The organism is Rhizocola hellebori (genome assembly GCF_016862955.1).
Lineage (GTDB): Bacteria > Actinomycetota > Actinomycetes > Mycobacteriales > Micromonosporaceae > Rhizocola > Rhizocola hellebori.
Window position 1 is genome coordinate 1 of sequence record NZ_BONY01000098.1, and the last position, 18,768, is coordinate 18,768.

Below are 18,768 nucleotides of genomic sequence, written 5' to 3' on the forward strand. Positions count from 1 at the left end.
ATGGGTGCAGAGCAAAGGTGCGGTGGAGGAAGTGTCCTACCCGGCGGATAGTGTCCCGCACATGCCGGGGCGGAGTTATGAAGGTCCGTATGGAGCGAGCTATCCTGCGGCTGGATTGTTAAGAGCGGCAAGGAGAAGGGCCGACCTGAGCCAGCGTGATCTGGCGCGGGCGGCAAAGATTCACGCGTCGACGGTGGGAAGGATCGAGTCGGGGCAGCTGCAGCCGAGCCTGGAGATTTTCAGGCGACCGGAGCATTCGAGACGAGCAGCGCAAGGCGAGTCAGTGGGAGGTGCGGCTGGCCTATCGCTAGGGGGCGCCGAGGGCGAGGGAGATTTCGCGGGCGGTGGTGAGGACCTCGGTGCCCATGAGCCGGGTTTCGCGCGGGGGGAGCTCGTGCACGAGGGTGGAAATGCTTACCGCGCCAACGACCTGGCCGTGGTTGCCGGTGACGGCGGCGCCGATGCAGCGCAGGCCCTCGACGTCTTCCTCGTCGTCGATGGCGTAGCCGTGGTGGCGGATCTCGGCGAGGTGGGCGATGAGATCGGTGGGGGAGGTCATCGTGTGCGGGCTGCGGCGGGGCATGCCGGTGCGGCGGCAGATGGCGGCAACCTCTTCATCGGACAGTGCGGCGAGGATGGCTTTGCCGATCGCGGTGCTGTGCAACAGGAGGCTCTGCCCTATCCGCGACGGCATCTCGTAGGGCTTGTGGCCGGTGAGCTTCTCGACGTAGACGGCCTCGTCGCCGTTGCGCAGGGCGAGGTGCACGGTGTAGCCGGTGCGGTCGCGCAGGGCGTTCAGGGCGGGGCTGGCCAGGCGGGCCGGGTCGAGGCGGTGCATGATCTTGCCGGAGAGGGTGAGGGCGCGCGGGCCGGGCAGGTAGCCGCCGTTGCCGTCGGAGGTGGCGAAGCCATGGCCGACAAGCGACTGGAGGATCCGGTGCACGGTCGACTTGGGCAGGCCGGTGGTTTCGGCCAGATCGGTGATCCGTTCGTGATCGGCAAGCGCCTCCAGCACCGAGAGCGCCTTCTCGATGGCGTTTCCAGCGCTGCCGTTGGCGGTCATAAGCCGAGCCTATCGCGCGCACCTACACTGACAGCGTGATAGCTGGGCTGGTGACAGGAACGTCGGCTGGCGGACGGCGCGAGATGGACGCGACAGGCGTGGCCAATGTGGACACGGGTGAGCCGATCACGCCGGAAACGGTGCTGCACGTGGCGTCGCTGACGAAACCGGTGACCTGCGCCGCCTTCGTGACGGTGGCGCCCGAGCTGGTCGACAGCCCCGTCGTCGAGGTGATGCCGCAGTTGATCGGCACCTGGCGGGTCTCGCCCGAGCTGACACCGCGCGATCTGCTCAGCCACCGCTCGGGTCTGCGCAACGACCTTGACCGCGATGCCCTCGCTCAGTTCGGAAGCGGCGATGACGCGCTGGCGCGGGCGGTGGGGCTGGTGGTATCCAGCCCGCCGGCGGAAGCGCCGCGCACGGTGTGGGAATACTGCAATGCGGGCTATTGGCTGGCCGGGCACGCCTTGGCGCTACTGTCCGGGGCAACGTTCGAAAGCGCTGTGGCGCAGGCGGTTTTCCAGCCTGCCGGGATGGTCGGCTCGGGATTCGAACCGATGCCGGGAGTGTGCGGGCACCGCAGCCGAAAGCCGATGGAGCCGGGCTATCTGCGGGCGCGGAATCCGGGTAGCGGGATGTTCTCGAATGTCCCGGACCTGCTGGCGTTCGCCGAACACCTGCTCGACTCCCCGGCGGTGCTCACCGCCATGACGAAGGTGAGCGTGGCGACGCCCGAAGGGACCTGGTACGGACTGGGCTGCCACCTGGCCGACCGCGAGGCGAGCATCATCTGGCACCGGGGCACGTCCTTCAGCGGGTTCAAGTCGTGCCTGCTGATCGTGCCGCAGCACAGGTACGCCGCGGTGGCATTGACCAACGACTTCGACGGTGATCCGGCCATCGACGATTTTCTGCGCGTCAGCCTCGCTGAGGCCACCGGGCTCGGCTTGCCGTGGAAGCCGGCTAGCTGAGCCTGCGGACAGCGTCGGCCACCATGCCCTGCGCGTCGGTCAGGGCGTGCCGCGCGGTACGGGCATCGACCGAGGAGAGCAGCATCACCAGAGCCACCGGAAGCTCCTCGCCGGCCTGGGCGATCGCCTGCTGCGCCACCTCGGCGGGCAGACCGGTGGCGCTCATCAGAGTGCGCACCGCCCGCTGACGCAACTTGGCGTTGCTGGGCACGGCGCAGACCATCAGGTTGGACCACGTCCGTCCAATTCGGACCATCACCGCGGTGGAAAACGTGGTGAGCACGAGTTTGGCCGCGGTACCGGCCTTCATCCGAGTCGACCCGGTGATCACCTCCGGGCCGGTCTCCACCGCGATCGGGATGTCGGCGAATTCGTGCAGCGGGGCATGCGGGTTCGAGGAGATCAGGGCGGTGGTGGCGCCGACCGAGCGAGCGTGCCGCAGCGCGCCCCCGACATACGGTGTCGCGCCCGACGCGGCCACGCCGATGACGAGATCCTTGGCGGTCACCTCGGCGGCGTCGCGGGCTCCGGCGTTGTCGTCGTCCTCGGCCTGCTCGACCGCGCTCCACAGCGCCTCCAGGCCGCCGGCCACGTGCGCGACCACCTGATCGGGCTCGAGGCTGAAGGTGGGGCGCAGCTCGGCCGCGTCGGCAAACGCGGCGCGGCCGGAGGTTCCCGCCCCGAAATAGTGGATACGCCCGCCGGAGCGCAGCGCCCGGACTCCGGCGAGCACAGCCAATTCGATCTGCGGCAGCACCGCGGCCACCGCTTTTGGCACCGTTTGGTCCTGTTGGTTGATCAGTTGGAGCAGGTCGGACAGGGGGAGCGCGTCCAGATCCATGGAGGCCGGGTTGCGCTCCTCAGTTGGTACGTCGGCTACGTGCACGTTCACCTGTCCTTGACGAGACTGCTTGATGGACATTTTCAAATGCCTGCCACGTTTGCTCGCCGCGATGCTGGGCTAGCGCGACGAACAGGCAGTCGGTGACATAGAGCTGGGCGATGCGGCTGACGGTGGCGCCGGTGCGGAAGAGCACGTCCTCCTGGCCGGCGCTGGCCAGGATGATGTCGACCTGATCGGCCAGCGGGGAGTGGGGGTAGTTGGTGACCGCGACGGTGACCGCACCGCGTTCGCGGGCCACCCGCATCGGGTCGAGCACCTCCGCTGTCCGGCCCGAGTGCGACACCCCGATCGCCACGTCACCCTTGCCGAGGTGAGCCGCGGAGGCGATGGAGCGGTGCACGTCGGAGTAGGCCACCGCGATCAGGCCGAGATGGGACAGCTTGTGGTGCAGGTCGGCCACGACGACATCGGAGGAGCCGACGCCGTAGATGTCGACCTTGCGGGCGCCGGAGAGCACCTCGACCGCGCTCGCAAGCGCAGACAGGTCAAAGGTTTCCAAGGTGTCCTGGATCGCCTGCTGCGAAGCGATCGCGACCTTGCGGGTGATTGCGGGCAGCGGATCGTCGGCGGCGATCTCGGCGGCGTCGCCGATCGGCAGCTGCCGGCCGGCCGCCTCCTGCTTGTAGCCGACCACGGCGAGCAGCAGCCGAAGCTCCTGATAGCCGGAAAGGCCGATGCTGCGGCAGAACCGGGTGACCGTGGTGGCCGAGGTTCCGGCGCGCCGGGCCAGCTCGGAGATGCCGATCCGCGCGGTTTCGGCGGGCTGGTCGAGCACCAGCCGGCCCACCGCCCGCTCCGACTCGGCGAGCGTGGGCATGAGCCCGCGAAGCCGGACGAGGAGGGTTTCGGCGCCGCTGTCGGGGTAGGTCTCGGTGGTGGTCACGGTCATCTCCTTCATTTCAGCTGTCCCGCGGTGAGTCCGGATTGGACCTGGCGCTGGAATACCGCATAGACGATCAGGACCGGGAGCATAGCCAGCGTGAGGCCGGCGAACAGTCGTGAATAATCGCCCCGGTAGCCCTCATTGACAGCGAGGGCGGCCAGCCCTTGAGCCAGCACGTACTTGTCTTCGCTGTCGCTGACGAGAACGACCGGGAGCAGGTACTGATTCCACTGCCCGAGCAGGTTGAAGATGGCGACGCTGATCAGACCCGGCTTGGCCATGGGCAGCATCACCTTGAAGAACATGGCGAACGGGCCACAGCCGTCGATCATCGCGGCCTCCGCGACCTGGGTGGGCAGGGTGCGGAAGAAGGCCACGAGGAAGAACACGGTGAAGGGCAGCGAATAGGCGGTGTAGACGAGCATCAGACCGGGCAGAGTGTTGAGCAGACCCGCGTTTTTGACCACGAAGAACAGCGGCACCAGGGCCAAGAAGGCGGGGAACATCATCCCACCGACGAAGAGGAAATAGACGAACCGCTTACCCGGAAAGTCGTAGCGCGCCAGCGCGTAGGCGGCGGTCGCGCCCAACAGCATCGTGAGGGTGATCGACACCGAAAGCACGGTGACGCTGTTGAGGAAGTACTTGCCGATGTTCCCGTGGCTCCAGGCTCTGGCGAAGTTGCTCCAGCGCAACTCGCCCGGCAGACCCCACGGGTCGTTGAGGATCTCGGCGTCGTCCTTGAACGATGTCACCACCACCCATAGCAGTGGCAGCGCGGTCATCACGCCCCAGATGACGAGCATCGCCTGGGGGAAGGGATTGCGTTTCATGAAAACTCGATCCTTTCCCGCCGGGTGATCCGCAGCGCGGCCACGGTGATGGTGAGGGTGAGGAAGAACAGGACCACGCCGATCGCTGACGCCATACCGAATTTGTTCTCCGAGAAGGCCACGTCGTACATGCGCTGCCCGACGACATCGGTGGAGAAGTTAGGCCCGCCCCGAGTCATGATCTGCACCAGGGCGAAGCCGTCCAGGGCGAGGATCGCCAGGTACACCCAGGCCACCTGGACCGTGTCCCACAGCAGCGGAAGCGTTATGCGCCAAAGGGTTGCCCAGCGCGACGAGCCGTCGAGCTCGGCCGCCTCGTAGAGCTCCTTCGGGATCGACTGCATGGCCGCCCCGAAAAGCACGACATAGAAGCCCACATTGGCCCAGACCATCACGGCCAGGATCGCCCAGAAGGCGACCGCCGGATCGCCGAGCCAGGTTTTCGCCAAGCCGTCCAGCCCTAGCGCGCGGAGCGTGCCATTGAGCAAGCCGCTGCGCGGGTTGTAGATCTCTTTCCAGAGCACCCCGATGACCGCGACCGAGAGCACCTGTGGCGCAAAGTAGATGATTTTGTACAGGCCCGCGCCCTTCGCCCGGTGCACGTTGAGCATCGAGGAGAAGAACAGCGCGAGCACGATGGTGATGACCGGGAGCAGAATGAGGAGCAACGCGTTGTGCCACAACGCGTTGCGCATGTACTCGTCGCTGAGCAGGCGCTTGAAGTTGTCCAGCCCGACCCAGTTGAACTCGTTCGACAGGCCGTGCCAGTCGGTCGCCGAGATGACGAACGCCTGGGCGTAGGGCGAGATGACGAAGTACCCGTACAGCCCCAATGCTGGCAGCAGGAACGCTGCCAGCAGAGGGTATTTGCCGTGCTTCATGCCGAGCGCTTGTACTTCTTGAAAGTGGTGTCGGCCGCGATCTCGTCGGCGCCCTTCTGGCACTTGGTGAGGAACTCGTCGGGCCCGATGCGGCCGGAGAAGAACTCGCCGCACGCCGCGTCCACCAGGTTGCGCTCCAGCTTGCGGTAGTACACCGGATAGATCCAGTTGAAGCCCTTGTCGCCGGAGTCCTTGAGCGCCTTGACACACGAGTCCAGGCCCGAGCCGAGACTGATGCCGTCGGCGGCGCCGGCCACGATGGTGAGGCTGGAGACCTTGCCCGTGAAGTCCTTCGCGCCCTTCAAGGACAGCATGGTGCGCAGATACTCTTTGCCCCCACGTTCGTTTGCTGCTTTTGCGGGTACGACGAACGGCTCGCCCGCGGTGCCACGAATCGCCGCGAAGGGCAGCTTGTCGCCGGAACCCAGGCTCGGGGTAGGCGCCACGACCATGTTGAAGCCGGCCGGGGTGACCGCCTTCTGCTCGTTCTCCAGCCAGGAACCGCAGGAGATGAAGGCGGCCTTGCCATTGCACCACTCGGTCTGGGACTGCTTGTGGTCCAGGCCGGGCGAGCCGGGCAGGATGTAGCCGTCCTTGACGATCTGGTGCCACGCCGACGCGGCCTGCTTCATGGCGTCCGACGTCCACGCGTTGGGCTCAAGGTTGTCGATGTTCATCGCGACCTGTTGGCCACCGAACTTGATCGCGGTCGAGATGACCGGCCAGCTCATGTAGCGCGGGTGCAGACCCTGATAGGTCCACGGGGCGATGCCCGCCGCCTTGATGGTCTTGCACAGCGCGATGTGCTCGTCCCAGGTCTTCGGGTATTGCCAGCCCTTGTCGGTGAAGAGTTTGCTCGAGTACCAGATCCCGTAGACCGTGTAGGCATAGTTGAGAATGAAGGTCTTGCCGTCGAAGGTGCCCGTCTCCACGGCACCCGGCAGCAGCGTCTGACGGACCGTCTTGCCCGGCTGGTCCAGGCTCGGCGCGTTGAGCAGATCGGCAAGGTCGGCCAGCTGGTTCTGCGAGACCAGCGTGCCCGGGTCGATCTGGCCCGCGCCAGAGTTGTTGATTACGTCGGGCGGGTTGCCGTCGATGAAGCGGGGCTGCATGGTCTTGCTGATCTCGGTGACAGCCGAGTGCTTGATCTCCGCCTTGGGAAAGTTCTCCTTGTACATCACCTCGTGCGACTTGGCGTATTCCTCGCCGAAGCCGCCGTTGAAGATGACGATCTCCAGTGCCGCGTCTTCCTTTACGCCCAAAGGATTCTTGGCGTTGGCCTGTCCTTCCTCCTTTGGCTTGCCGTCATCCGAGCCCATGGCGCAACCGGCGAGCAGGCCCGCCGGTGCTAACGTCGCCGCTGCGGCGGTGCCGAGCACCGTCCGGCGACGTATCTCTTGTGCTGTCATCAGGGGCTTCCTTCGCATCGTCTTTGATTTCAGGCGGAACGAACGTGAAGCCGATGCTTCCCCGACCCGGGTGACGATGTCAATAGTTAACGGACACTGTGATTGGATAGTTAATCCTTAACCGCGATGCTAACGTCTGCTTCCATGCTGGTGATTGGGGCCGATCTCGGCGGGACAGGCGCGAGAGCCGCCCTGGCACTGGATGGGCAGGTGATCGCCGAAACCTCGATCGAGGGCATCGCCGATCGTGTGGTCGCGGTGGAGAGCCTGGTTGGCGAGCTGCTGTCGCGCACCCAGCGGTCAACGGTGGATGCCGTGGCGGTGGGCGCGACGGGTTACTTCATGCGCGGGCGGGTGCTGCGGGAACAGGTACCCCCCATGATGTTTCGGGCATATGGAGCACGGACCGTTTTGCTCTGTTCGGACATGCTTTCCAGCTATGCGGGGGCTTTGGGACTCAACCCGGGTGTGGTGATCGCGGCCGGCACCGGTGCGGTCGCGCTCGGCTCCGACCTGCAGGGCACCTGGTCGCGCGTAGACGGCTGGGGTTACCTGGTGGGCGATTGCGGCGGAGGCAGCTGGATCGGGCGCACCGCATTGCAAGCCGCGCTGCGCGCCGCCGACGGCCGCCCGGACGGCTCCGCCGCCCTGCTCACCGCGCTGCGCGCGCATTTCGGCGATGAGGCGAAGCTGGTCGCCGAGCTGGCCGAGCGGGAGGATCGAGCGGGGATGATGGCCGGTTTTGTCCCGCATGTGGAGAAGGCCGGAGACCATATCTCGCAAGGAATCCTGGCACAGGCCGGCGCGCACCTGGCCGAGACCGCGCGCAGCGCGATCGTCTCCGAGCCGGTCATCGCGACCACCGGCAACCTGTTCCGGGTCCGGGCGGTGCGCGAATCCTTCCGCGCCAGCCTCTCCCCAGACATCGAAGTTCGCAGGCCAATCGGGTCCGGAGTGGACGGTGCGCTGCTGCTCGCCGTGGCCGCCACCAACGGAACCCTCCCGGCGAACGCGCCCTGTGAACGATTCACCGCGCCCAGGAAGTAGGCGTGAACTATTGACATCGCTCGGGCTGGCGCTGAAGCTTTCCTCCATGACAGCCCGTCGAACATTTCTTGTAGCGGCAGGTTCCGCCGCTCTTCTTGGGCCACTCGCAGCTTCCTCCTTGCCCGCAGCCGCCTCGCCCGAGGCCACGGCCGCCTGCGAGGCGAACCCGTTCACGCCGAAACGCCAGTTCCGTGCCATGTGGATCGCGACCGTCCAGCGACTGGACTGGCCGACCCCGGGCGGCATCGAGGCGATGAAGGCCGAATATATTTCGATGCTCGACTATGCCGTGGCGACCCGGATGAACGCGGTCATCGTCCAGGTGAGGCCGACGGCTGACTCGTTCTGGCCGGGCGCTCTGGAGCCGTGGTCGCGGTACCTGACCGGGACCGCCGGGCAGGATCCGGGCTGGGACCCGATGGCGTTCCTGCTCGAGGAGGCGCACAAGCGCAACCTTGAGTTCCACGCCTGGTTCAACCCCTACCGGATCAGCATGCCCGCTTCCGCGTCGGAGGCCGGAGTCGACCTCACCAAGCTGCCGGCCGACCACCCGGTGCGCAACCATCCTGAATGGACGGTTCCCTACCCCGTCAACGCGGCGGGGGCGCGGCTCTACTACAACCCGGGCGTGCCGGAGGTGCGCCGCTTCGTGCAGGACGCCGTCCTCGACGCGGTAAGCAAGTACGACATCGACGGTGTCCACTTCGATGACTACTTCTACCCCTACCCGGCCGCCGGTCAGGACTTCGGCGACGACGTCACGTTCGCGCAATACGGCGCGGGCTGGGCGACCAAGGCCGACTGGCGGCGCAACAACATCGACCTGTTGGTGCAGGAGCTCGGTCAGCGCATCAAGCAGCTCAAGCCGTGGGTCAAGTTCGGGGTGAGCCCGTTCGGCATCTGGCGCAACGTCGCCGCCGACCCGCTGGGCTCGGAAACCAACGGCACCCAGTCCTACGACGCGAACTTCGCCGACACCCGCAAGTGGGTCAAGGCGGGGTGGATCGACTACATCGTGCCGCAGATCTACTGGCACATCGGGCTCGCCGTGGCCGACTACGCCAAGCTCGTGCCGTGGTGGAACGACGTCGCCGCGGGAACCAACGTGCACCTCTACATCGGGCAGGCCAACTACAAGGTCGCCCTGGCCGGGCAGCCCGCGGCCTGGTTCGACCCGATCGAGATCAGCAAGCACCTCACCTTCAACCACGACTATCCCGAGGTCGACGGCGACGTCCACTTCCGCGCCAAGATCGTGATGCAGGATCTGATCGGCTCGTCCACCCAGTTCGTGGCCGATCACTACGCCAAGCCGGCGTTGGTGCCGAGGATGCCGCATCTGCCGGCGAGCCCGCTGCTCTTCCCGATCATCACGCACGACAGGCGCGACGCGGCCGGGGTCACGCTGACCATTCGGCCGGTGTGGGGCGAGATCACCTCCTACGCGATCTATCGCTTCAAGATCGGTGAGCAGCCGTGCGTGACCGACGACGGCCGCAACCTGGTGGGCACCGTGCGCCGTACCGGCAAGGAGACCACGTTCGTCGACACCACCGCGGTCGAGGGCGAGCGTTACGTCTACCTGGCCACAGCGCTTGACCGGCTGTGGAACGAGGGGCCGCCGAGCCCACCGCGCTTCGCCTGATATCTAAGCTGTGACCATGGGCTTTCCAAGGTCAGTGGACCCGCTGCCGGATGTGCAGCGGGTCCTTTGCGTTTTCGCACACCCCGACGACGTGGACTTCGGCTCCGGCGGCACGGTGGCCGCCTGGGTCGACGCCGGGATAGAGGTGTCCTACCTGCTGGTGACGCGCGGTGACTCGGGCGGGTTCGACGCCACGCCACGCGACCAGATGCCCCTGATCCGGGAGTCGGAGCAGCGCGCGGCGGCGGCCGCCCTCGGCGTCAAGCAGGTCGAATTTCTCGAGGGGTACAGCGACGGCAGCATCACGCCGTCGCTGGAGTTGCGCAAAGACATCACCGCGGGGATCCGGCGATTCCGGCCCGACCGGATCCTGACCAGTTCACCCCTTCGCCGATGGGATCGCCTCGCCGGCCCGAGCCACCCCGACCACCTGGCCGTGGGGGAGGCGACCACCAGCGCGGTCTATCCGGATGCGCGCAACGAATTCGCCCATCCCGATCTGCTGGAGGCGGGGCTGGAGCCGTGGGTGGTGCGCGAGATGTGGTTCTCCGGGGGCCCAGACCCCGACCACAGAGTGGATGTCACCGATGTCTTCGACCGCAAGCTCACCGCGCTGCGGGCACACGTGACCCAGACCAGCCATATGTCCAACCTGGAGGAGATGTTGCGGGAACGCCTGTCCGCGTTGAGCGAGCAGCCTGGGCGGCTGGCTGAGGCATTCACGATCATCCGTACCGAATAGGCCGGTCGCGACATAGAAAGGTGCCCGTCCCGGCAATCACGGGGGGAATCGCCGGGACGAGCACTGCGAGCGAGCCTACCCCCTCGGCGGGCCGCTCGCAAAACTGTCGTCAGAAATCTGGCAAATGAACGCGTGCCGATTCTTTCGGTGACCGAGCGATTTCGAAGCGTGATGAGTCCAAAGTGGAAATTCACCCGATCATCAAGATTCTCGATCCGCCAGCGCCGAGGAGATCATTCCGTTAACGTCAAGGCGTGGCGCGGTTTTGGGGGAGCTTCCCACATCTGTGGAGGGTCGGTTTGATCACCGGCCTCATCCTTTCCGCCCTGCTGATGCCGTTCGCCTACGTGGCGGGCAAGATGGTCAAGGCGGAGACGGCGACCTTTCTGGCGATGGAATCGCAGCTGGACGACTTGCCGTCCGCCCAGACCAGCTACATCTACGCAGCCGATAATTCGACTTTATTGACAATGTTTTATGAGGAGTACCGGCAAGAAACCAGCCTCGTCAATATGTCGCCTTATCTCATCGACGCCATCGTCGCCGCCGAGGACGCCCGCTTCTACGCGCACAACGGGGTGGACATCTACGGTCTAGCTCGCGCCTTCGTGGCCAACCGCAAAGCGGGCTCGGTGTCCCAGGGTGGCTCGACCATCACGATGCAGTACGTGCGAATGGCGCTGCGCGACGGCGCGACCACCCCCGAGGACGTTCTGGACGCCACCGAGCAGAGCAACGCGCGCAAATTGCGTGAGGTCCGCCTGGCCATGGCCCTGGAGAAGCGCATCTCCAAGCAGGCCATCCTTGAGCGCTACCTGAACGCGGCCTACTTCGGCCACCGCGCCTACGGGGCCTTCGCCGCGGCCAAGGTGTACTTCTCGAAGGAACCCCAGGACCTGACCCTGGCCGAAGCGGCCACCCTCGCCGGGCTCGTCAAGGCGCCCACCGACTACGACCCGGCCACCAACGACGCCACCGCCGCCAAGGACCGCCGCGACTACGTGCTGCAGAAGATGACCGAGCAGGGGTTCGTCAGCCCCGAAGAGGTCGCCGCGGCACAGAAGGAACCGGTGCTGCTGACCGTCTACGAGCCGCAAAACGACTGCCAAAGCGTGGCGGCCGAGGTCAACAGCTACGCATTCTTCTGCGACTTCTTCAAGAGCTGGTGGATGCAGCAGGAGGAGTTCGGCGCCAACCCGGGTGAGCGGCTGCAAATGCTGCGCCGCGGCGGGCTGCGGGTGGTCACCTCCATCGATCCGAAGCTGCAGGGCATGGCCATGACGCGGGTGCTGGAGAAGGAGAAGATGAACAGCTCCTACGCCCATGGCGTCACGATGATCGAGCCCGGCACCGGCCGGGTCAGGGCCATGGCGGTCAACCGCATCTACTCGGCCGACCAGAGCGCCAATGGCCCCAGTATGGCGGCTGGCTCGACCCGGCCGGGCAGCTATCCGAATACCGTGGCGCCACTGCTCGGCGGCGGAGACATCCCTGGGTACCAGGCGGGCTCGACATTCAAGATGTTCACGATGCTGGCCGCGCTTGAGGCCGGAATGCCGCTCACCACGGCCTACCATTCGCCGCAACAGCTTGTGTCCCAATACGTGGCCGAGCCGGGGCCGGCCGTCTGCGGCGGGCGATGGTGCCCGCAGAACGCGAGCGCGGCTATGACCGGTACCCAAACAATGTGGTCTGGATTTGGAAAGTCGGTCAACACCTACTTTGTGCAGCTGGAACAGGCGGTCGGAGCCGACAAGGTGGTCAGGATGGCCGAACGGCTCGGCCTGCGCTGGCGCACCGACGTGGACCAGTACTACGCCGATCCGGTGCGGTCGGCGGGCTGGGGCCCGTTCACTCTCGGCGTCGCCGACACCACCCCGCTGGAGATGGCCAACGCCTACGCCACCGTTGCGGCGCACGGGGTCTACTGCCAGCCCATGCCGGTCAACCAGATCCTCACCCGCGACGGCAAGGATCTCGCGGAACCCAAGTGCCATCAGGAGGTCCCGGCTTCGGTCGCCAACGCGGCGACGGATGCGGCCCGGTGTGTCACCGGATACAAGGCCAAGGGCGGCAGCTGTGGCGACTGGTCAACGGCCGGAGGCGTCTACGGCATCGTCGGCCGGCCGGTGGCGGGCAAGACCGGTACCACCGACGACACCCGCGCCGCATGGTTCGTCGGCTTCACCCCACAGCTCGCCGGCGCTTCGTTCATCGCCGACCCGGACACACCCTCGCACGCGGTGGGCGACAGCCAGTCGCAAAAGCCCGTCAACACCGTCTCCGAGCTGTTGCGCGACGGCCTGGCCGGCCAGCCCATCATGGACTTCACCTACCCGTAAGCGTTTGCCTGATCCGCTCCATCACGAGCTCTGGCTGGGTCTTGATTAAGTGCGCCGGGAAGCGCAGCACGCAGTCGCCTTCGAGCCAGACTTCGTTCTGGCGCAACATATCCGCCGTCCAATGCCGGACCTCCATGTGGTGCGCGCCGTCGATCTCGACGTGAAGCTTGTGCTCCTCCCAATAGGCGTCCAGGTAGCGGTTGCGGCCACTGGAATCCTTGCGCAGCACCTGCATTTGCGGCCTGGGAAGCCGGTGCGCCGTCATGCGCCCTGGCGTGGTGTTGAAAACGCTGCGAAACACTCTTTGCCAGTCACCGCGGGCCAGCTCTGATGGAAGCTTCACCCGCGCAACTTGGCGACTTATGGCTGTTATAGCAACCATAAGTCGCCAAGAATAACTCCTACGGAGATCAGCCTTTGAGGCCGGAGGTGTTGATGCCCTGGACGAGCATGCGCTGGAACGCGACGAAGAAGGCGAACACCGGAAGCAGTGACAGCACAGACATCGCGAACATCGGCCCGAGTGAGGACTGGCCGGTTGAATCTAGGAAATTGCGCAGGGCCACCGGAACTGTAATGTTGTCCAATCCGGACAGATATACCAGTTGACTGAAGAAGTCGTTCCAGGTCCAGATGAACGTGAAGATGGCGGTCGTCACGAGCGCGGGCTTGGAGAGGGGCACGATGATCCGCCAGAAGATCTGGTACGGCCCCGCGCCGTCGATGCTCGCCGCGTCGTCGAGGTCACGCGGAATGCCCCGCATGAACTGGACCATAAGGAAGATGAAGAACGCTTCCGTGGCAAGCAATTTGGGCACGACGAGCGGAAGGGGCGTGTCTATCCAGCCGAACGTCTTGAACAGGATGTAATGCGGCACGATGAGCACGTGCCCGGGCAGCAGCAGAGTCCCGATCATCAGCGTGAACCAGAGCCCGCGTGCCCGGAAGCGCAAGCGCGCGAAGGCATACGCGGTCAGCAGGCACGACACACAGTTGAAGACTACGGAGACCCCGGCGATGACCGCGCTGTTGATGAAGAAGCGCGTGAAGCTCACGTCGAGGCTATTCCAGCCATCAATATAATTCGACGGTTGAGGGTCTTTGGGCAGCAACCCAATCCCGCCAACGATCTCCTCGTCTGGCTTGAACGAGGTGCTCAGCATCCATAGGAGTGGGTAGAGCACAATCGCGAGGATGCCGATGAGTGCGACTAGACGCAGGTACTTCATGATTGGTCTCCGTAATGCACCCAGAATTTCCCGGTGGAGAACAGGACAGCGGTGATTACGGCGATCGCCACGAGGAAGACCCAGGCCATCGCTGAGGCGTAACCCATCTGGTAGTCGCCGAACCCGGCCTTGTAAAGGTAGAGCGTGTACATCAGCGTCGAGTCGATCGGGCCGCCGGTTCCACCGGAAATCACATAGGCCGAGGTGAACCCCTGGAACCCGTGAACCGTCTCCAGCACCAGGTTGAAGAAGATGACCGGGGACAGGCCGGGAAGCGTGATGTGCCAGAAGGCCCGCCAGTTCGCGGCTCCGTCCACGGCGGCCGCTTCGTAGAGCTCCTTCGGGATCTGCTTCAGCCCGGCCAGGAAGATCACCATCGGGGCGCCGAACTGCCAGATCGCCAGCACGACAAGGGTATGCAGCGCCCAGTCCGGCTCATTGATCCAGTTCTGGCCCTCTATTCCAAAAAGTGCGAGGAAGCCGTTGACTGCGCCTTCCTTCGCCCACATCGCCCGCCACACCAGGGCGAGCGCGACACTGCCACCGAGTAGCGAGGGCAGGTAGAACAGACCGCGGAACAGCCCTGTACCACGACGTTCCTTGTTGAGCAGCAGCGCGACCGCGAGTGAAGCGCTCAGCTTGAGCGGCACAGCGACCAAGGCGAAGACCAGGGTTACCTTCACCGCGTGCCAATAGTGCGGGTCGTCGGTGAACATGCGGGTGTAGTTGTGTATGCCCACCCACTTCAACTCCGACCAGTCGGAAAGCAGGTCGTAGTTGGTGAAGCTGAGGACCAGCGACCCGACCATCGGGATCGCCGTGATCCCCAACAGTCCTAGCAACCAGGGGGACAGGAAGACGTATCCGGCCACCCCCTCGCGGCGATGTGCCGCCATTTGCCACTCCTTTCAAAGGGGCGGCCACCCTCTCGCAGGAGGGCGGCCGCCTTTCGTGACAGGTCAGGCGGCGAGAGCCGCGTTGGCTTCCTTGAGGAAGGCGTCCGCCGCTGCGGCCGAGGTGGCCTTCGCGTATTGCACGCTTTCCGCGTGGGTGGTGAGCAGAGCACGCACCTTGACGTGGCCCTTCGGCGGAACCTGCGGCGCCGGCCCGAACTTGGTGGCCAGGTCGGTCTCGAAGGCGAACGCCGTCTTCTGCACCGCGTCGGTCAGCGAGTCCGAGACGGCCTTGCGCACGTCCAGGTTTGACGACAGGCCGCGGTCGGTGCCCCACAGCTTGCCGACCTCCGGCGAGTTGACCAGGAAGTTGACGACGTCGACCGCGCGGTCACGCTTGGCGGAGCTCTTGGCGACCGAGAAGTAGAGCGCGGCACGCGCCCACTGCCCCTTGTTGTCACCCGGGTAGGTCACCACGCCAAGGGTGGACTTGGTGGCCTTCGACAGCTCGGCGATCTGGTTGCCCCACATGAACGAGGTCGCGGCTTTGCCGGTCACCACGAGCTGCTTGGTGACGTCGCCGCCGTTGGCCTCGTGGATCAGGTCGGCGGTCGGCGCGGCCTTGCGGTCACGCGCACCCTGCCAAAGGTCGAACCACTTGACGAGGTCTTCCTTGGTGGCACCCACCGCCTTGCCGTTGTAGAGCTCCTTGCCCTGCTGGCGCAGCCACACCCAGAGCGCCTTGTAGTCGGCGCTCGGGTCCATGGTGCCGTAGACCTTGTTGCCCGACTTGACCCAAACCTGCTCGGCCCAGGTGATCAGCGCCTCCCAGCTCATGCCGCTGGTGGGCTCGGGGATGCCGAGCTCGGTGCAGAGCTGCTTGTTGTAGATCATGCCTGGGGTGTTCTCGCCCGTCGGGACGCCCGACAGCTTTCCGCCCACCTCGCCGTACTTCCACAGGCCCTCGGGGAACTTCTTGACGTCGAGCTTGCCAGAACTCTTGTACGAGTTCAGGTCCAGCGTGACGCCCCGCTCCGCGTACTCGCTCAGCGCGCCGTCGTCGATCTGGAAGATGTCCGGGGCGTTGCCGCCCGCGGCCAGGGTGGCGAGCTTGTCGTAATACCCCTGGTTACCCTGCCAAGTCGTCTTGAACGTGACGAACGGGTACTTGGCGGTGTAGAGCTTCAGCGCATCCTCGGTCGACTTGGCGCGAGCCTCGGCGCCCCACCAGAACATGGAAAGCTCGACCGGCTCGGTGGACTCCGGGGCGGGCTGCTGGCCAGCGTCGTCGCCGCAGGCGGCGAGGAACGGGGTGGCTAATGCGCCTAAGGCCGCGGCCCTAAGCAGACTTCGCCTGGTAGTAACGTGTGCGTTTGCGGCGCGGTGCATAACGACACTCCTTGAGTTGTAGGGTGCCGGGCCGAAGTCCCGGGCCCGCAGTGCGATGCGGGCTCGGGATGCTATTTGGGGCAGGGCCCGGATGAGTCGCGAATGATTAGTTCGGTCTGAAGGGTGACAAGTGCGGTGGTGCGGCGGTCGTCGCCATGTTGTAGCAGCATGTCGACAGCCGCCCGGCCGGCGGCCGCGGTTGGTGTGGCCACCGTCGTCAGGGTGGGACGGGTGCGCCTGCTCAGTGCGGTGTCGTCGATGCCGACAACACTTATCTGGTCCGGCACGGTGATGCCTAGCCGATTGAGGCCGTCGATCAGGCCGACCGCCATCAGATCGTTGTAGGCGAGGACCGCGGTGGCGCCCGTACGCAGGACTGAGTCGGCCTGCGCGGCCCCGCTTTCCTCGGTGGGCGGGTTGGGGCCCAGCACGGTCAGCTCGTTTCCTGCCGCGCGAGCGGCAAGCGTCGCCGACCGGCGGATCTCCCGGTTGTTCCAGGATCCGCGCGGGCCGCCGAGCAGAGCGATGTGCCGATGCCCCAACATGGTCAGGTGCTCGACGGCGAGCCGGGCACCCTGCGCCACATCCATGATCACGGCCGGCAGGCCGGGAACGGGACGGTTGACGACGACCAGTGGCACGTCGCGGGAGAGCTTTTCGATCTGTGCGTTGCTCATGCGCGGGCTGCACAGCAGAACCCCGTCGACCTGTTTGGCAAGCGCCAGAACAAGCTCCTCCTCGACGCCGGGATCCTCGTTGGTGTCGGCGACGAAGACGTGGTAATCGCGTCCTCGCGCATGACTTTCCGCCGCTTTGATCAGCGGGGGAAAGAAGGGGTTGGCGATGTCGGCGACGATCAGGCCGATATTGTGCGTGCGCCCGGTGATCAGAGCGCGCGCGGCACGGTTGGGCCGGTAGCCCAGCTGTTCGGCGAACTCCAGCACCCGGGCCCGCGTTGAGGGGTTGACCAGATGCGGTGCGCTGAATGTGCGTGACACGGTCGAGACGTGTACGCCGCTGACGCGCGCCACATCACGGATGGTCGCCGGCACCCGGGCCCCCTTTCACGTCCATTAGCTCTCCCGTGGGTGCCATTAATGCAAACGGTTGCGCCCGTGTCAACGCTTCAAAGTTTCAGTAGCGTTGCGACAGTGGTTCTAGGAACGGCAAAACGCCTAACATTTCCGGACATTGCTGGCAGCCCATTGACTCTGAATCGCGCCAATGGTTAGTTCGACTGCAAACGTTTGTAGCTTTGTGAGGAGGGCCCCGGGTGCGCTTCGCCATCGTGGGCACAGGAGCCCGAGCCCAGATGTGGGCTCGGGAGCTGGCGCGTTACGGGGAGCCGGTAGGGCTCGCCGACACCAATCCGGGCCGGATAGCCGCCTTCCAGCGGCACGTCGACGCCCCGGGCTATGACGCCGCCGATGTGCCGAAGATGCTCGCCAACGAGAAGGTTGACGTGCTGCTGGTGTCCACTGTGGATGCCACCCACGACACCTACATCGTGGCCGGGCTCGAAGCGGGGTGCGACGTCATCACCGAGAAGCCGATGACCGTCGATGCACCGCGCTGCGTGCGAATCCTCGAGGCGCAGCGGCGCACCGGCAAGCGGGTCACGGTCGCCTTCAACTACCGCTTCCATCCGGTTCACCAGCAGGTCAAGCAGCTGCTGCCGCAAATCGGGGAGATCGGTTCGGTGCACTTCGAGTGGCTGCTCGACGTGCGGCACGGCGCTGACTACTTCCGCCGGTGGCACCGCGACAAGGCCAACTCGGGCGGTCTGCTGGTGCACAAGGCGACCCATCATTTTGACTTGGTGAATTGGTGGCTGGGTTCCTCCCCGGAGCTGGTCAGCGCGCAGGGCAGGCTCTTCTTCTACGGTGAGCAGGGGGCCCGGCACGGCTACGCGCGCGACTACGAGCGCGCCCACGGCAGCCCGCTGGCCCAGGACGACCCGTTCGCGGTGCACCTCGAGCAGACGCCCGATCTCAAAGAGCTATACCTGGAGGCGGAGGAGCACGACGGCTACCACCGCGACCTGAACGTCTTCGCGCCCGGCGTCACCATCGAGGACGACCTCGCGGTGCTCGTGCGCTACCACAGCGGCGCGACCATGTCCTACCACCTGACGGCGTACTCGCCGTGGGAGGGCTACCGCATCGCCTTCAATGGCAGCAAAGGCCGTCTCGAGCTTGACATGATCGAGTCCGACCACGTCGCACCCGGAATCGCCGGCATGGTCAAGGGCCACCACGGCACCGAAGCCTCGCCGGAGGGCGGCTCGGTTTCCCTGCGCCTGCGCCACTTCTGGCAACGGCCCGAAGAGGTGCCGGTCGCCGCTTACGAACGCGAAGGCCACGGCGGGGCCGACTTGCGCATGGTCTCGGCCATCTTCTCCGGGGAGGGCGCCGCAACCGCCCTGGACGGGGCCAGGTCGCTGCTGACCGGTCTCGCCGCCAACGAATCCATTGCCACACAAAGGTCCGTGCGTGCCCACGACCTTCTCAATCTCACCGAATGGGAGAGTTGACCGC

General features: G+C 65.6%; 17 protein-coding genes and 1 pseudogene. 7 read left to right on the top strand and 11 right to left on the bottom strand.

Annotated features, from left to right (window positions below):
• Window positions 1-61: 61 nt before the first annotated feature.
• Window positions 62-235: pseudogene (locus tag Rhe02_RS42745) on the top strand (helix-turn-helix domain-containing protein); the annotation flags it as partial.
• Between the two features lie 72 nt (window positions 236-307).
• Here the strand turns inward: Rhe02_RS42745 and Rhe02_RS42750 are convergent.
• Complete coding sequence (locus Rhe02_RS42750; protein WP_203914250.1) at window positions 308-1,063, bottom strand: IclR family transcriptional regulator; 756 nt, start codon at window positions 1,061-1,063, stop codon at window positions 308-310.
• Between the two features lie 35 nt (window positions 1,064-1,098).
• Here Rhe02_RS42750 and Rhe02_RS42755 point away from each other — a divergent pair, with 35 nt between their 5' ends.
• Entirely contained in the window at window positions 1,099-2,034 is a 936-nt protein-coding gene (locus tag Rhe02_RS42755) for a serine hydrolase domain-containing protein (RefSeq protein ID WP_203914251.1), read from the top strand.
• Here Rhe02_RS42755 and Rhe02_RS42760 read toward each other — a convergent pair.
• Genes Rhe02_RS42760 through ngcE form a run of 5 tightly spaced genes read right to left on the bottom strand, consistent with a single transcriptional unit; the run spans window position 2,027 to window position 6,944 of the window.
• Window positions 2,027-2,926 carry an N-acetylmuramic acid 6-phosphate etherase gene (locus tag Rhe02_RS42760; RefSeq protein ID WP_239124420.1) on the bottom strand — a complete coding sequence of 300 codons (900 nt, stop codon included), beginning with the start codon at window positions 2,924-2,926 and terminating at the stop codon, window positions 2,027-2,029. The genes Rhe02_RS42755 and Rhe02_RS42760 overlap by 8 nt on opposite strands.
• Window positions 2,895-3,821: a MurR/RpiR family transcriptional regulator gene (locus tag Rhe02_RS42765; RefSeq protein ID WP_203914253.1), complete on the bottom strand. Its 927-nt coding sequence runs from the start codon at window positions 3,819-3,821 to the stop codon at window positions 2,895-2,897. Before Rhe02_RS42765 ends, Rhe02_RS42760 begins: the two co-directional genes overlap by 32 nt.
• 11 nt (window positions 3,822-3,832) lie before the next feature.
• Complete coding sequence (locus tag Rhe02_RS42770) at window positions 3,833-4,654, bottom strand: carbohydrate ABC transporter permease (protein WP_203914254.1); 822 nt, start codon at window positions 4,652-4,654, stop codon at window positions 3,833-3,835.
• Complete coding sequence (locus Rhe02_RS42775) at window positions 4,651-5,535, bottom strand: carbohydrate ABC transporter permease (protein WP_203914255.1); 885 nt, start codon at window positions 5,533-5,535, stop codon at window positions 4,651-4,653. The genes Rhe02_RS42770 and Rhe02_RS42775 overlap by 4 nt, the downstream gene beginning before the upstream one ends.
• The gene (ngcE, locus tag Rhe02_RS42780) at window positions 5,532-6,944 is read right to left on the bottom strand and encodes an N-acetylglucosamine/diacetylchitobiose ABC transporter substrate-binding protein (RefSeq protein WP_203914256.1); all 1,413 of its coding nucleotides are present in this window, start codon (window positions 6,942-6,944) and stop codon (window positions 5,532-5,534) included. Before ngcE ends, Rhe02_RS42775 begins: the two co-directional genes overlap by 4 nt.
• A gap of 144 nt (window positions 6,945-7,088) precedes the next feature.
• Here ngcE and Rhe02_RS42785 point away from each other — a divergent pair, with 144 nt between their 5' ends.
• The 4 genes from Rhe02_RS42785 to Rhe02_RS42800 all read left to right on the top strand — a co-directional run bounded on the left by Rhe02_RS42785 (window position 7,089) and on the right by Rhe02_RS42800 (window position 12,720).
• Complete coding sequence (locus tag Rhe02_RS42785) at window positions 7,089-7,991, top strand: N-acetylglucosamine kinase (RefSeq protein ID WP_203914257.1); 903 nt, start codon at window positions 7,089-7,091, stop codon at window positions 7,989-7,991.
• Between the two features lie 118 nt (window positions 7,992-8,109).
• A complete protein-coding gene (locus tag Rhe02_RS42790; protein WP_308442063.1) occupies window positions 8,110-9,636 on the top strand; it encodes a glycoside hydrolase family 10-like protein in 1,527 nt (508 codons plus the stop codon).
• Window positions 9,637-9,652: 16 nt separating this feature from the next.
• Window positions 9,653-10,378, top strand: coding sequence for a PIG-L deacetylase family protein (locus tag Rhe02_RS42795; RefSeq protein WP_239124421.1), 726 nt, complete (start codon window positions 9,653-9,655; stop codon window positions 10,376-10,378).
• Between the two features lie 299 nt (window positions 10,379-10,677).
• Entirely contained in the window at window positions 10,678-12,720 is a 2,043-nt protein-coding gene (locus Rhe02_RS42800) for a transglycosylase domain-containing protein (RefSeq protein ID WP_308442064.1), read from the top strand.
• Here Rhe02_RS42800 and Rhe02_RS42805 read toward each other — a convergent pair.
• The 5 genes from Rhe02_RS42805 to Rhe02_RS42825 form a co-directional block, all read right to left on the bottom strand.
• Window positions 12,707-13,063, bottom strand: a complete 357-nt coding sequence (locus Rhe02_RS42805; protein ID WP_203914259.1) for an endonuclease domain-containing protein — start codon at window positions 13,061-13,063, stop codon at window positions 12,707-12,709. The genes Rhe02_RS42800 and Rhe02_RS42805 overlap by 14 nt on opposite strands.
• 67 nt (window positions 13,064-13,130) lie before the next feature.
• Window positions 13,131-13,949 carry a carbohydrate ABC transporter permease gene (locus Rhe02_RS42810; RefSeq protein WP_203914260.1) on the bottom strand — a complete coding sequence of 273 codons (819 nt, stop codon included), beginning with the start codon at window positions 13,947-13,949 and terminating at the stop codon, window positions 13,131-13,133.
• On the bottom strand, window positions 13,946-14,845 hold the full coding sequence (locus Rhe02_RS42815) for a carbohydrate ABC transporter permease (RefSeq protein WP_203914261.1): 900 nt from the start codon (window positions 14,843-14,845) through the stop codon (window positions 13,946-13,948). Before Rhe02_RS42815 ends, Rhe02_RS42810 begins: the two co-directional genes overlap by 4 nt.
• Window positions 14,846-14,908: 63 nt before the next feature.
• Complete coding sequence (locus tag Rhe02_RS42820; RefSeq protein ID WP_203914262.1) at window positions 14,909-16,231, bottom strand: ABC transporter substrate-binding protein; 1,323 nt, start codon at window positions 16,229-16,231, stop codon at window positions 14,909-14,911.
• Window positions 16,232-16,302: 71 nt separating this feature from the next.
• Window positions 16,303-17,283 carry a LacI family DNA-binding transcriptional regulator gene (locus Rhe02_RS42825; RefSeq protein ID WP_203914263.1) on the bottom strand — a complete coding sequence of 327 codons (981 nt, stop codon included), beginning with the start codon at window positions 17,281-17,283 and terminating at the stop codon, window positions 16,303-16,305.
• A gap of 221 nt (window positions 17,284-17,504) precedes the next feature.
• Between Rhe02_RS42825 and Rhe02_RS42830 the strand changes: the two genes are divergently transcribed.
• Window positions 17,505-18,764: a Gfo/Idh/MocA family oxidoreductase gene (locus Rhe02_RS42830; protein WP_275412685.1), complete on the top strand. Its 1,260-nt coding sequence runs from the start codon at window positions 17,505-17,507 to the stop codon at window positions 18,762-18,764.
• Window positions 18,765-18,768 lie beyond the last annotated feature (4 nt).

Bases quoted from the DNA above. Each gene is read 5' to 3' on its own strand.
- Rhe02_RS42795 (WP_239124421.1), top strand. From the start codon at position 9,653: ATGGGCTTTCCAAGGTCAGTGGACCCGCTGCCGGATGTGCAGCGGGTC.
- Rhe02_RS42770 (WP_203914254.1), bottom strand. From the start codon at position 4,654: ATGAAACGCAATCCCTTCCCCCAGGCGATGCTCGTCATCTGGGGCGTG.
- Rhe02_RS42785 (WP_203914257.1), top strand. From the start codon at position 7,089: ATGCTGGTGATTGGGGCCGATCTCGGCGGGACAGGCGCGAGAGCCGCC.
- Rhe02_RS42775 (WP_203914255.1), bottom strand. From the start codon at position 5,535: ATGAAGCACGGCAAATACCCTCTGCTGGCAGCGTTCCTGCTGCCAGCA.
- Rhe02_RS42810 (WP_203914260.1), bottom strand. From the start codon at position 13,949: ATGAAGTACCTGCGTCTAGTCGCACTCATCGGCATCCTCGCGATTGTG.
- ngcE (WP_203914256.1), bottom strand. From the start codon at position 6,944: ATGACAGCACAAGAGATACGTCGCCGGACGGTGCTCGGCACCGCCGCA.
- Rhe02_RS42815 (WP_203914261.1), bottom strand. From the start codon at position 14,845: ATGGCGGCACATCGCCGCGAGGGGGTGGCCGGATACGTCTTCCTGTCC.
- Rhe02_RS42820 (WP_203914262.1), bottom strand. From the start codon at position 16,231: ATGCACCGCGCCGCAAACGCACACGTTACTACCAGGCGAAGTCTGCTT.
- Rhe02_RS42750 (WP_203914250.1), bottom strand. From the start codon at position 1,063: ATGACCGCCAACGGCAGCGCTGGAAACGCCATCGAGAAGGCGCTCTCG.